Below are 13,026 nucleotides of genomic sequence, written 5' to 3'. Positions count from 1 at the left end.
CTCGCCCGGACGGATGGCGTCACCCTCTACTGCGGCGTACCTCCGTTCAGGTGAATTGGCGCTCTTATTACCTGCAACGATGCAAGTTCACAGTCAGTTCCGGTTGATTTCGAAGGCATCCGGCGTGGCCGCGACCACAGCCGCACAGAGCACGTCACGGGCAGCTCCGCCACCCGCTGTTCCCCGTCGGCCAAGCACCCGCCCCGCCTCCTCCTGCGTCACCCGGGGCATCCGTTCCTCTCTGCTTTCCCGAGTTCCCGCCCAGTACACCGACGCATTCGGCCCCTGGCACTCCCCCGCCCCAGCATCCGACCGGCACTCACCCAGATCCCCCACATCAACCGTGCGACCAATCCCCCAGCCCGCCTGTCCACCGGGATCCAAACCCCACGGCCGCACCTCGCCCGCCGTCATCCCCGCCTCCGACATCGCCCCCGTCGTCCCGTCCGCCAACTCCGCCCGCACCGCGCGCGCCGCCTCCGCCAAGGACGCCCCGGTGGTCATCAGGTCGTCGACGAGCACCACCGACCCGCCGGCCAGCAGCCGCCCACCGCCCGGAAGCACGGCCAGCGCGCCCGCGAGGTTCTCCAGCCGCTGCCGGGAGTTCAGCGCCGCCTGGTCGGCCACATCCCGGCGTTGCCGCAGCACGGCCGCCACCCGCGCGGAGGCCCCGCCTCTCCGCAACTCACGGGCCGCCGCGAGTGCGATCCGCCGCGCCGGATCATGCCCTCGCGCCCGAACCGCCCTGCGCGCGGAGGGCACCGGGACGAGCACCACCGGCTCGTCCGCCCACGCCGCTCCCGCCCGCACCGCTCCCGCCAACGCCACCCCGAGCGGCGCGGCAAGTGCCAACGCGCCCCGCTCCTTGTGGGCCAGCAGCACCGCGCGCACCTCGTCGCCGTACCGTGCCGCCGCGTGCACGACCGGCAGGCCCGGCGGTTCCGGCACCGGTCGCGCCCGGCGCGGTACGGCCCCGCTCAGGGCCGCACGGCACTCCGGGCAGAGCACCGTGCGAGGCCTTCCGCATCCCCCGCACTCGGCCGGCAGCACCAGGTCGGTGAGGTCCTGCCACCACCCCCGCATGCCCACCACTGTGCCAACGCCGACGCGCCCCGACCACCCCTGTGGACAACTGCCTGTGGATAACAGCTCACCGACCGTTGCCCGGCTCACCCCGGATAGACCGGCGCCGTCCCGTCCGCGTCCACCTTCTGCCACTGCGCCCCTGACGGCAGCCGCACGATCCCGTCCTCCGAGTACGCCACCAGCGGCAACTGGTCGTCCTCGGACGCGGCGATCTCCTTCACGCCGGTCAGCGCCGCCGGCGGCGGCCCCTCCGGGGTGGAGCCGTCGACCTGGACGTACCGCATCTGCTGCACGCCCTCCTGCTCGCGTCCGACCACCACGAGCCGGCTGTCACCGGCCCAGGAGATGGTCGTGACCTCCTCCAGCTCCGAGGCCGCGGAGCGCAGTTCCTGAACCGAGACGAGCGGCCCACCGCCGGACTTCTCGCCGCGCTCGATCCGGCCGATGAGCAGCGACTGCCGGCCGTCCTTCTCCACCACGAGCGCGATCCGCACCCCGTCGGCGGCCACCCGAACGTCCTTGATACGTCCGTCCAGGCCCGGGGTCTCCACCGTGAGCGGCTCCCCCGCGCCCTGCTCCAGCAACAACAGCCGGGAGTCACGGGGATTGCGGTCGGCCACCCACAGATCGCCCTCCGTGTCCCAACTGGGCGCGGTCAGACGGTCGCGTGGAGTCGCGCCGCCGCTGGTCAGCACGGGGTTCCCGAGCGACCCGCCCGACGCCATCGACTCGACGTACAGCGACTTGCCGTCGATGGAGACACCCGCCGCCTTGCGCTCGTCACGCGACACCGCCACCGACTGGAGGTCCTTGTCGCCCTCCCCCAGCACCCCCGGGACGGGATCGGGCTTCCCGCCACTGCCGTCGGCCGCGGTCCGCACCAGCCGGTGCTTGCCGTCGACGAAGTACAGGTACGCGGGATCCTGCACCGAACCGCGCACGGCGACGCGGTCGGCCTGGTCCTCGGCGAGCGAGCAGAGCTGCTTGCCGCGCGCCTCCAGGGCGACCTCGTCCACCGCAGGCGTGAGCTTCTGCAGGGTGAACAGGATCTGCGCCGCCATGGAGTCGCACACGGTCGAACCGATCCGGGCGGCCTTGTCGTTCAGCGGCACGGTCAGCTTGTTCTGGTCGTCCGGGGTCAGTGCGGTGACGCCTTTCCGCAGCTCCGTCCCGGTCGGGAAGCTGGACCTGACGACCGGTCCCAGCCAGGTCGTGGGCCCCCTGAGCAGGGACCGCACCATCTGCGTCATGGCGTCCACGCGCTCACGCACGTACACCGGGTCGGCTACCGCCACGGTCTGCGCGCCCGTCGTGGGGGTGGTGTTCGAGGCGAAGTAGTACTTGTCGACGGACATGTAGTTGCGCTGGAAGTCCGACTTGCCCATCACGACGCCCTGCGGGAGCCCGTCGATGCGCCACTGGTCCGTCTTCGGATCCCGGACGAGGTGCACCGACTGGTGATAGCTCCCGCCGGCGGGAGCGTACGCCCCCTGAGAGTCCACCGCGGCGACCTTGCTGCCGGTCAGCGTGAACAGGAGGTCGTCGGAGTCCTGCCGTCCGCCCGAGGGCTCGACGACGAGGCCCGGCCCTTCGGCGAGCACCGTGGTGACCCGCTCCGGCTGCCAGGTCTTCGCGGCCTCGGCGGTCAGATACTTACGGGCCGTCTCATAGTGCGGATCGTCGCTGGTCAGCGCCTCCAGGAAGCCCTGCACGATCGTCGGGGGCTTCGCATCCTCCTGGGGCGGCATGGCGAACACCCGCACCTGTGTGTCCTGGCGGGGCGTCGACTCGACACCCCGCAGATCCCCGCTGTCGGGCATCGAGGCGCACCCGGCCAACAGAACGACACCGCAGGCGGAGTACGCCATCACGCGCCCCCCTCGGCGCCGGGCGCCCCCCTCGCGCTCAACGCCCACGAAACCTCTCCCCTTGCTCGTACGGATCCGTGGACGCCCTGCCCGACGAAGCCGCTGCCGACCCCGCCGACGCATCCCCGGCAGAACCCGGCGAGTCGTCCTCCGGCCCGTTCGCGGCAGTGCCCTGCGGCCCGCCCCCGTTCCCGGTGGACGGCTCGTCCTGCCGTCGCCCGCTCGACGCCGGCCGGGGCACCACGCGCGCGCCGTTGCCGGGCAACGCCGTCGGGTCCGCCGTGGGTGCCGAGGACGTCTGGCGCGGCGCGATCGGGTTCCGTGACGGCCCCCGGCCGTCCGTCGGCTGGGCGGGCACGGTCGCCGTCTTCTCGCCGCCCCCGCGCGGCAGCCCGGCGTCGTCGAGGCCGCGATTGCGGCGCGAGTCCTTGGGCTCCAGCGGTATCGGGGAGCCCCGCAGCGGCTCGTCCGCGGTGCGGGGCAGCGTCAGCCGGAACTGAGAGCCGCCGCCCGGCTCGCCCCAGGCCTGCAGCCAGCCGCCATGCAGCCGGGCGTCCTCCAGGGCGATGGACAGCCCCAGGCCCGTACCGCCCGTGGTGCGAGCACGTGCCGGGTCTGCCCGCCAGAAGCGACTGAAGACACGGGTCGCCTCACCGGGCTTGAGTCCCACGCCGTAGTCGCGCACCGCGACCGCGACCGCCCCGCCCGCCGCGGCGAGCTTGACCACGACGTCCTTGCCCTCACCGTGTTCCACGGCGTTGACCACGAGGTTGCGCAACACTCGCTCGACCCGCCGGGCGTCGACCTCCGCGACCACGGGCTGCTGGTCGCCGACCACCCTGATCGTCGTCTCCTTGCGCTCGGCGAGCGGCTCGGCCCCGCTGACGACCCGCCGCACGACCTCCCTCAGATCGATCGGCTCGGCCTCCAGCGCCGCCGCTCCCGCGTCGAAGCGACTGATCTCCAACAGGTCCGCGAGCAGCGACTCGAACCGGTCCAGCTGGTCGGCGAGCAGTTCCGCCGACCTCGCCGTCACGGGGTCGAAGTCCTCACGCGCCTCATGGATGACGTCGGCCGCCATCCGGACGGTCGTCAGCGGAGTGCGCAGCTCGTGCGACACGTCCGACACGAACCGCCGCTGCATCCGCGACAGGTCCTCCAACTGCTGGATCTTCAGCTGAAGGTTCTGCGCCATCTTGTTGAAGGCCTCGCCGAGCCGCGCGATGTCGTCCTCGCCGGTGACCTTCATCCGCTCCTGCAGGCGTCCGGCGGACAACCGCTCCGCGATCCCGGCCGCCATCCGCACCGGCGTGACGACCTGCCGCACCACCAGCCACGCGATGGCCCCCAGCAGGACGACCACGAAGAGACCGGCCGTCGCCAGGGTCCCCTTGACCAGGCTCAGCGACTTCTCCTCCTGGGTGAGCGGGAAGAGGTAGTACAGCTGGTACGGATCGCCGTTCGGATCGTTGACCTGTTTGCCGATCACCAGGGCCGGCTGAGAGTCCTTGGTGGAGCTGTAGACGATGCGCGTGTAGCTCTGGGCCGCCACCGTGTTGTCGTCGACCCGCTCACGCAGGCCCTCGGGCACGCTGGCCGACGGATCGACGTCACCGGAGGCGCGGGGCCCGCGCCCGCCGCCGCTGTCGTCGCCCGCGGGAAGCGTCACCACGTCGAAGGCGCTCTGGCCGCCGCTGGAGAGCGACTCGACCAGGTCACTCATCCACTGGATGACGTTCTGCTCGGCACGGTCGTCCACCGGGGCGCCGTCGTCCCCGGTCCCGGCCGCCGCCTCGTCGGCTTTCTGCTTGGCCACCGCGAAACCCCCGGTGGCCTGGCTCTGCGACGCCTTCACCTTGGCGTCGAGCAGTCCGTTGCGTACCTGTCCGATGACGACGAAGCCCAGCAGCAGAACCACACCCAGCGACATCAGCAGGGTGGTGACCACGACCTTGAGCTGGATGTTGCGCCGCCACAGCCGCATGACGGGCAGCAACGGCCGGCGTATCCAGCGCATGAACAGCCGCAGGACCGGGCTGCCCTGGACGCCGCCCTGCAGCAGCCCGCTCTCCAGAAGGCGTCCCCAACGGGAGCCTCCCGTGCTCCGGCCGACAGGCCGCCCCGCGCGAGCCCCGGTCCGTCCGGGCGACGAAGCGGCACTGTCTCCTGACATGTCAGCTGGGTCCTGCCTTGTATCCCACACCCCGGACGGTCACCACGATCTCCGGCCGCTCAGGGTCCTTCTCGACCTTGGAGCGCAGCCGCTGCACATGCACGTTCACCAGCCGGGTGTCCGCAGCATGCCGGTAGCCCCAGACCTGCTCCAGCAGCACCTCACGCGTGAAGACCTGCCAGGGCTTGCGGGCGAGGGCGACCAGCAGATCGAACTCCAGGGGCGTCAGCGCGATCGACTGCCCCTCCCGTTTCACGGAGTGACCTGCCACATCGATGACCAGATCGCCGATGGCGAGCTGCTCGGGCGCCGGCTCCTCGGACCTCCGCAGCCGCGCCCGGATCCGGGCCACCAGCTCCTTCGGCTTGAACGGCTTCACGATGTAGTCGTCGGCCCCCGACTCCAGCCCCACGACGACGTCGACGGTGTCGCTCTTGGCCGTGAGCATCACGATCGGCACCCCGGACTCCGCCCTGATCAGGCGGCACACCTCGATACCGTCCCGGCCCGGCAGCATCAGATCGAGCAGCACGAGGTCGGGTTTGGCCTCACGGAAAGCGGCCAGCGCCTTGTCGCCGTCAGCTACGAAAGACGGCTCAAAACCTTCACCACGCAGCACAATGCCGAGCATCTCGGCCAGTGCGGTGTCGTCGTCGACGACAAGGACTCGTCCCTTCATAACGACATCATCCCATTAGCTAATCGTTACCTGGCGTGACCTGGCACACAGCTGGGCAAGTGCCTCAGCTGTCACGGGCGAAACGGCGCCCTCTTCGGTGACGATCGCCGTCACCAGTTCGGACGGCGTCACATCGAACGCCGGGTTGTACGCCTGGGTCCCCAGGGGTGCCACCGGAATTCCGCCTCCCGCTTCCGCTCCCGCCACCGGCACCTGGGGTGCTGTGAGCTCGGTCACTTCATGACCGGGGCGTTGTTCGACCTCGATGGACGCCCCGTCCGGCGTGTCCGGATCCACCGTCGTCAACGGCGCCACCACGATGAACGGAACATGGTGGTACCGCGCGAGCACCGCGAGCGGATAGCTCCCCACCTTGTTCGCCACCGAGCCGTCGGCCGCGATGCGGTCCGCGCCGATGAGCACCGCGTCCACCTCTCCGGCCGCGAAAAGCGAGCCCGCCGCATTGTCGGTCAGCAGTGTGTACGCCATACCGCTGCGAGCCGCCTCGTACGCCGTCAGGCGAGCACCTTGCAGCAACGGACGCGTTTCGTCCACCCACAGACGCCGGAGACGCCCAGCCCGATGGGCCTCCAGGGCCACCGCGAACGCCGTCCCCTCGCCGCCCGACACCAGTGCCCCGGTGTTGCAGTGGGTCAGGATCCGGTGCCCCCCGCCCGGCAGCAGCTCGTCCAGCAGCGCCAGACCGTGCTCGGCCATCCGGGCGCTGGCCTGGGCGTCTTCCTGGTGCAGCCTGCGCGCGGCGGCCAGCGCGGCCCCCGCGGCCTGCCCGGCGTCACCGCCCCTGCCGAGCTCGGCCCGGTACGCGGAATGCGCCCTGCGCACTCCCCGGGCCAGGTTCACCGCGGTGGGACGCGCCCCCGCCAGCGCCGCCGCGGCGTCGTCCACGTCGAACCCACGCACGGCGGCGAGCGCGACACCGTACGCCCCCGCGATACCGAGCAACGGTGCCCCCCGCACGGCGAGCGAACGGATCGCCTCCACCAGCGCGGGCGCATCCGTACAAACGAGTTCCACCTCCTCGGCCGGCAGCCTCGTCTGGTCCAGAAGCACCAGCACGGGGCCTTCGGGTGGCTCTTCCCAGCGGATCGCCGGTATGTCGGTCGGCCTGCTGTCCTCGCTGGTTTGCGCGTACTGATCAGCCATGTGATCAGTCTGCCCGTTATCCGGCGGACAATTGAAGGTGTGCAGCCCATACCGCGGCTGGTCACTGGGTGACCACCCCATGGCACGATGGCTGGCACTGCCGCCGCGCCCGCGGACGGGCACCGTGAAGGAGCGACGATGAACGACACTCCGGGCTGGGCCTCGCCCGGATCCGCCCCGTCCGACGGGCAGCAGCCCGGTGCGTCCGGTCCCGCCGAGCCCGCCGACCGCCCCGGCACCACGAACCCCGCGGAACAACCTGGATCGGAGCACCCGGGACCAGACCCGCAAGGCCCCGGCTCGCAGTGGTCCAAGGAGCAGCCGCCGGCCGGCCAGTGGTCCGCGCCCACCGGCCCCACCGCCCCGGGCCAGGCCCCGCCACCCCCGCCGCCCCCACCGCCGGGCCCGGGCGGCTGGGGCGCCCCGCCCCAGGCCGGCCCCGGAGGCTACGGCGTCCCCGGCGGCTACGGCCCGCCCGGACACGGTGGCTGGGGAGGCGGCTACGGCCCGCCCGGCGGCTACCCCGGGCACGGCGGCTGGGGCGGGCCCCCACCGGCGGCCAAGCCCGGCGTCATCCCCCTGCGCCCGCTCGGCGTCGGCGAGATCCTCGACGGCGCCGTCTCCACCATGCGCGCCCACTGGCGCACCGTCCTCGGCATCTCCCTGACCGTCGCCGTGGTCACGGAGATCATCGTCATCCTGCTTCAGGGCCTGGTCCTGAACGACACCGCCGGCAGTGAAGCCCTCAACGACCCGAGCGCCACGCTCGACGAACTGACCCGCGCCATGGGTGACGCCATGCTCGGCTCCTCCGTCGTCTTCGTGATCTCGCTGATCGGCACGGTCGCCGCGACCGCCCTGCTCACGACCGTCACCAGCCGTGCGGTGCTCGGCAAGTCGGTCACCACCGGCGAGGCCTGGCGTGACGCCCGCCCGCAGGTGCTGAAGCTTCTCGGCCTGATCTTCCTGCTGCTGCTCATCGTCGTCGGTGTCGTTGTGGCCGGCGCGGTCCCCGGCATCCTCCTGGCCGTCTCGGGCGAGACCGCCGGAGGCGTCGCGCTCGCCGTCCTCGGCGCCATGGGCACCTCCGTCGTCGCCCTCTGGCTGGGGATCCGCTTCTCGCTGGCCTCCCCCGCGCTGATGCTGGAGAAGCAGAGCATCACCAAGTCGATGAGCCGGTCGGCGAAGCTGGTCCGCGGCTCCTGGTGGCGGATCTTCGGCATCCAACTGCTCGCGTCGGTCATCGCGGGTATCGTCTCGGCGATCGTGGTCCTCCCCTTCACCTTCCTCGCCGCCGCATTCAGCGGGGACGGCATCGGCAGCCTGCTCAACGGCTCCGGCGGCCTCGGCTGGAGCTTCCTCATCATCAGCGGCGTCGGCTCGGTGATCGGCTCCATGATCACCTTCCCGATCACCGCGGGCGTCACCGTGCTCCTTTACGTCGACCAGCGCATCCGCCGCGAGGCTCTCGATCTCGAACTGGCCCGCGCCGCCGGCGTCCAGGGCTACGGCCCCACCCCCGGGAGCTGATGCGGTGAATCCGACGGGGGGAGTTCTCACAGCCGTATCGACGCCGCCGCACGCCGCCGACTCGGCCGTACGTCTCGTGCTGCGCGCGGGCGACACAGTCGTCAGGGCGGCCCTGCGCACCGCCGACACCGCGTCCGTCCTGTCGCTGTCTCGCTCCGACGACGCGCCGCCGCTGACGATCCCCCGCGACCCCGCGCGGGAGGCCGCCCGACGCGAGCTGTCCAAGCGGATGTACCACGAGAACGACCCCGGCCTGTTCCAACGTGCCCTGAACGCGTTCTGGGACTGGGTCGACAAACTGTTCAACGCAGCCTCGGCCGCCACCCCCGGAGGCCCGCTCGGCCTGGTCGTCGTCATCGTGGCCGTACTCGCGGTCCTGGCCGCCCTGTGGTGGCGTCTGGGCACCCCACGCCGCGAACCGGCCTCCTCATCCGTCCTGTTCGACGACCGCCCCCGCAGCGCCGCCGAACACCGCGCGGCCGCGGAGGCACATGCCGCCCAGGGCCACTGGAACCAGGCCGTCCAGGAACACATGCGGGCCATCGTCAGATCCCTGGAGGAACGCGCCCTCCTCGACCTCCGCCCCGGCCGCACCGCCGACGAGGCTGCCGTGGAGGCGGGCCGCACCCTGCCCTCCCAGGCGACCCGACTGCGCACCGCCGCCCGGGACTTCGACGATGTGACATACGGCGGCCGAAGGGCGAGCGAGCAGTCGTACCACCGCATCGCCGAACTCGACCGAGACCTCGAGCGCACCAAGCCCCAGCTCGCGAGCAGCAGCAGCAGCAGCAGCCACAGTGCGGACCACGACACCCGCCAGGGAGCCGCCGAATGACCACCGAGGTCACGCTCCCGTCCACCTCGGCGTCGCCCACCACCCGTCAGGTGTGGACCCGCGCGCGAGGCGTCATCCTCGCCCTCGTTCTCCTCCTGGTGGGGGCCATCGCCATCGCGGCGATCCGCTCCGACAGCCACCAAGGCAGCCTGGACCCGCGCTCCGCCACCCCATACGGCAGCCGCGCCGTCGCCGAACTCCTCGCCGACCGGGGCGTCTCCACGCGCGTCGTCACCACCCTGGCCGAGGCACGCTCCGCGACCGGCCCGGACACCACCCTCCTGGTGGCCGTCCCCGACCTGCTGACCGAACGTCAGCAAAGTCAGCTGCACGCCGCCACGGACGGTGCAGGAGGCCGCACCGTCCTCGTCGCCCCGGGCAGCGCGTCCATCGAAGGGCTCGTCCCCGGCATCGTCGCCAGCCCCGCCACCAGCCTCGACTCCACACTCTCCCCCGCCTGCGACCTGCCCGCCGCCCAGCGCGCCGGCGCGGCCGACACGGGCGGGATCCGCTACACCGTCACCCGCCCCGGCGCGGACGAGTGCTACCCCAGCGAGCGCCTGGCCACCCTGGTACGTGTCCCGGACACGTCCGGCGACGGCGACACGATCGCGCTCGGCGCACCCGACATCCTCTACAACGACACCCTCGACGAGCAGGGCAACGCCTCGCTCGCCCTCCAACTCCTCGGCTCCCGCGCCCATCTGGTCTGGTACCTCCCCTCGCTCTCCGACTCGGCCGCCGACACGGACGACGAAAAGGGTTTCTTCGATCTGCTCCCGTCGGGCTGGCTCTGGGGCACGCTGCAACTGTTCATCGCCGCGGCACTCGCCGCCCTCTGGCGAGCACGCCGACTCGGCCCCCTCGTGCCCGAAAAACTCCCCGTGGCGATCCGCGCCTCCGAAACCGTCGAAGGCCGCGCCCGCCTCTACCGCAAGGCGAACGCCCGCGACCGCGCGGCCGCCGCTCTTCGCTCCACCACTCGCACCCGCCTCGCTCCCCTCGTAGGCGTCCCCGTGACCCAGGCGCACTCGCCCGAGGCCCTGCTCCCCGCCCTGTCCGCCCACCTCCACAGCCCTGGAGACGGACAGGCCATGCAGTCCCTCCTCTTCGGCCCGTCGCCGAACGACGACACAGCCCTCATCTGCCTCGCCGACCAACTCGACGCCCTCGAAAGAGAGGTACGCCGTCCATGATGGACCCGACCACTGACAACGCCGGGTACGCCGGGGACGCGGGCGCCGCCCGCGCCTCCCTGGAAGCCCTGCGCGCCGAGATCGCCAAAGCCGTGGTCGGCCAGGACCCCGCCGTGACCGGCCTCGTCGTCGCGCTCCTCTGCCGCGGACACGTTCTCCTCGAAGGAGTCCCCGGGGTCGCCAAGACCTTGCTCGTCCGCACCCTCGCATCCGCACTCGAACTCGATACCAAGCGCGTCCAGTTCACCCCCGACCTGATGCCGAGCGACGTGACCGGTTCCCTCGTCTACGACACCCGCTCAGCGGAGTTCTCCTTCCAGCCCGGCCCTGTCTTCACCAACCTCCTGCTGGCCGACGAAATCAACCGCACCCCGCCCAAAACCCAGTCGTCCCTCCTGGAAGCCATGGAGGAACGCCAGGTCACCGTCGACGGCACCCCACGCCCACTCCCCGAGCCGTTCCTGGTCGCCGCGACCCAGAACCCCGTCGAGTACGAAGGCACGTACCCCCTCCCCGAAGCACAGCTGGATCGTTTCCTCCTCAAGCTGACGATTCCGCTCCCCTCCCGCCAGGACGAGATCGACGTCCTCACCCGGCACGCCGAGGGCTTCAACCCGCGCGACCTGCACGCCGCCGGCGTACGCCCGGTCGCGGGCCCCGCCGACCTGGAAGCTGCCCGTGCCGCCGTCGCCAAGACGACGGTCTCTCCCGAGATCACCGCCTATGTGGTGGACATCTGCCGTGCCACCCGTGAGTCGCCGTCCCTCACTCTCGGTGTCTCCCCGCGAGGCGCGACGGCCCTGCTCACCACAGCCCGCGCCTGGGCCTGGCTGACGGGCCGCGACTACGTCACTCCCGACGACGTCAAGGCACTCGCACTCCCCACACTCCGCCACCGCGTGCAGCTTCGCCCGGAGGCCGAGATGGAAGGCGTGACGGCGGACTCCGTCATCAACGCGATCCTCGCTCACGTCCCCGTTCCCCGCTGATGGCGCTCACCGGGCGCACTGCCCTCCTCGCGGCCCTGGGTTCCCTCCCGGTAGGCGTCTGGGAACCCGGCTGGACAGGTCTTCTCGCCGTCAACGCCCCCTTGGCTGTCGCCTGTGCCTGCGACTTCGCGCTTGCAGCACCCGTACGACGCCTAGGCCTGACCCGGTCCGGCGACACCTCCGTACGCCTCGGCGACCCCGCAGACGTCACCCTCACGATCACCAACCCGTCCCGCAGGACGCTCCGCGCCCACCTGCGCGACGCCTGGCCCCCCAGCAGCTGGCAGCCCGGCACGGAAATCGGGGCGTCCCGTCACCGTCTGACGGTGCCCGCGGGCGAACGCCGCCGCGTGACCACCCGGCTGCGACCGACCCGCCGCGGCGACCGCCAGACGGACCGCGTCACGATCCGATCCTTCGGCCCCCTCGGCCTGTTCTCCCGCCAGGGCACCCACAAGGTTCCCTGGACGGTGCGTGTCCTGCCTCCCTTCACCAGCCGTAAGCACCTGCCCTCCAAGCTGGCCCGTCTGCGTGAACTGGACGGCCGCACCAGCGTCCTCACCCGCGGCGAGGGGACGGAATTCGACAGCCTCCGCGAGTACGTCCCCGGCGACGACACCCGCTCCATCGACTGGCGCGCAACGGCCCGGCAGACCACAGTCGCGGTACGCACCTGGCGCCCTGAACGTGACCGTCACATCCTTCTGGTCCTAGACACCGGCCGCACCTCCGCCGGCCGGGTGGGCGATGCTCCACGACTCGACGCCTCCATGGACGCGGCCCTGCTTCTGGCAGCCCTGGCCTCCCGCGCCGGCGACCGCGTCGACCTTCTCGCATACGACCGCCGGGTACGCGCCCTCGTCCAGGGCCGCTCGGCCGGTGATGTTCTGCCATCCCTGGTCAACTCGATGGCCACCCTCGAACCCGAACTCGTGGAAACGGACGCCCGAGGTCTCGCGGCCACCGCTCTCAGGTTCGCCCCGCGCCGTTCGTTGATCGTCCTGCTCACGACCCTCGACACAGCCCCCGTCGAGGAGGGCCTACTGCCCGTCCTTTCCCAACTCACCCAGCGACACACGGTTCTGCTCGCATCGGTCGCGGACCCTCATATCGCCCGCATGGCCACAGCACGCGGCAACACCGACGCCGTCTACGAGGCCGCAGCCGCCGCCCAGGCCCAGACTGAGCGCCACCGCACCGCGGAACAGCTGCGTCGGCACGGCGTCACGGTCGTCGACGCGACACCCGACGAGCTGGCTCCCGCATTGGCAGACGCATATCTGGCACTCAAGGCAGCAGGCCGTCTCTGATCCGAGATCCCCTCGGACCAAAGGGACGGTGGCCTGCCCCTTTCTTTCCCCTAAACGCAGAAAACCCCCGTGCCCATGGCACGGGGGTTTTCCCAATAATTGTTCGGCGGCGTCCTACTCTCCCACAGGGTCCCCCCTGCAGTACCATCGGCGCTGTAAGGCTTAGCTTCCGGGTTCGAAATGTAACCGGGCGTTT

General features: G+C 71.4%; 10 protein-coding genes and 1 rRNA gene. 5 read left to right on the top strand and 6 right to left on the bottom strand.

All coding sequences use genetic code 11. From position 1 onward, the window contains the following. Nucleotides 1–93 precede the first annotated feature (93 nt). From ABZ027_RS17485 to mtnA, 5 genes are all read right to left on the bottom strand, one after another. On the bottom strand, nt 94–1,083 hold the full coding sequence (locus ABZ027_RS17485; RefSeq protein WP_356769097.1) for a ComF family protein: 990 nt from the start codon (nt 1,081–1,083) through the stop codon (nt 94–96). Nucleotides 1,084–1,169: 86 nt separating this feature from the next. Then, nucleotides 1,170–2,954 (bottom strand): LpqB family beta-propeller domain-containing protein, encoded by a 1,785-nt coding sequence (locus ABZ027_RS17480; RefSeq protein WP_356769095.1) that lies wholly within the window; start codon nt 2,952–2,954, stop codon nt 1,170–1,172. A gap of 37 nt (nt 2,955–2,991) precedes the next feature. Continuing rightward, entirely contained in the window at nt 2,992–5,127 is a 2,136-nt protein-coding gene (gene mtrB / locus ABZ027_RS17475; RefSeq protein WP_356769093.1) for an MtrAB system histidine kinase MtrB, read from the bottom strand. Nucleotide 5,128: 1 nt separating this feature from the next. Then, nucleotides 5,129–5,806 carry a two-component system response regulator MtrA gene (mtrA, locus tag ABZ027_RS17470; RefSeq protein ID WP_005486885.1) on the bottom strand — a complete coding sequence of 226 codons (678 nt, stop codon included), beginning with the start codon at nt 5,804–5,806 and terminating at the stop codon, nt 5,129–5,131. 15 nt (nt 5,807–5,821) lie between these two features. Then, on the bottom strand, nt 5,822–6,970 hold the full coding sequence (gene mtnA, locus ABZ027_RS17465; RefSeq protein ID WP_356769091.1) for an S-methyl-5-thioribose-1-phosphate isomerase: 1,149 nt from the start codon (nt 6,968–6,970) through the stop codon (nt 5,822–5,824). A gap of 138 nt (nt 6,971–7,108) precedes the next feature. Here mtnA and ABZ027_RS17460 point away from each other — a divergent pair, with 138 nt between their 5' ends. Genes ABZ027_RS17460 through ABZ027_RS17440 form a run of 5 tightly spaced genes read left to right on the top strand, consistent with a single transcriptional unit; the run spans nt 7,109 to nt 12,830 of the window. Continuing rightward, nucleotides 7,109–8,500, top strand: coding sequence for a glycerophosphoryl diester phosphodiesterase membrane domain-containing protein (locus ABZ027_RS17460; RefSeq protein WP_356769089.1), 1,392 nt, complete (start codon nt 7,109–7,111; stop codon nt 8,498–8,500). A gap of 4 nt (nt 8,501–8,504) precedes the next feature. Beyond that, nucleotides 8,505–9,335 carry a DUF4129 domain-containing protein gene (locus ABZ027_RS17455; RefSeq protein WP_356769087.1) on the top strand — a complete coding sequence of 277 codons (831 nt, stop codon included), beginning with the start codon at nt 8,505–8,507 and terminating at the stop codon, nt 9,333–9,335. After that, on the top strand, nt 9,332–10,531 hold the full coding sequence (locus ABZ027_RS17450; RefSeq protein ID WP_356769086.1) for a DUF4350 domain-containing protein: 1,200 nt from the start codon (nt 9,332–9,334) through the stop codon (nt 10,529–10,531). Before ABZ027_RS17455 ends, ABZ027_RS17450 begins: the two co-directional genes overlap by 4 nt. Beyond that, a complete protein-coding gene (locus tag ABZ027_RS17445; protein ID WP_356769326.1) occupies nt 10,531–11,520 on the top strand; it encodes a MoxR family ATPase in 990 nt (329 codons plus the stop codon). Before ABZ027_RS17450 ends, ABZ027_RS17445 begins: the two co-directional genes overlap by 1 nt. Further along, nucleotides 11,520–12,830, top strand: a complete 1,311-nt coding sequence (locus tag ABZ027_RS17440; protein WP_356769084.1) for a DUF58 domain-containing protein — start codon at nt 11,520–11,522, stop codon at nt 12,828–12,830. Before ABZ027_RS17445 ends, ABZ027_RS17440 begins: the two co-directional genes overlap by 1 nt. Before the next feature lie 101 nt (nt 12,831–12,931). Here ABZ027_RS17440 and rrf read toward each other — a convergent pair. After that, nucleotides 12,932–13,026 (bottom strand): 5S ribosomal RNA (gene rrf, locus ABZ027_RS17435); the annotation flags it as partial.

The sequence above is a fragment of the Streptomyces sp. NPDC006332 genome, from assembly GCF_040612855.1.
GTDB lineage: Bacteria > Actinomycetota > Actinomycetes > Streptomycetales > Streptomycetaceae > Streptomyces.
This window is presented reverse-complemented; position numbering and strand designations above follow the sequence as displayed.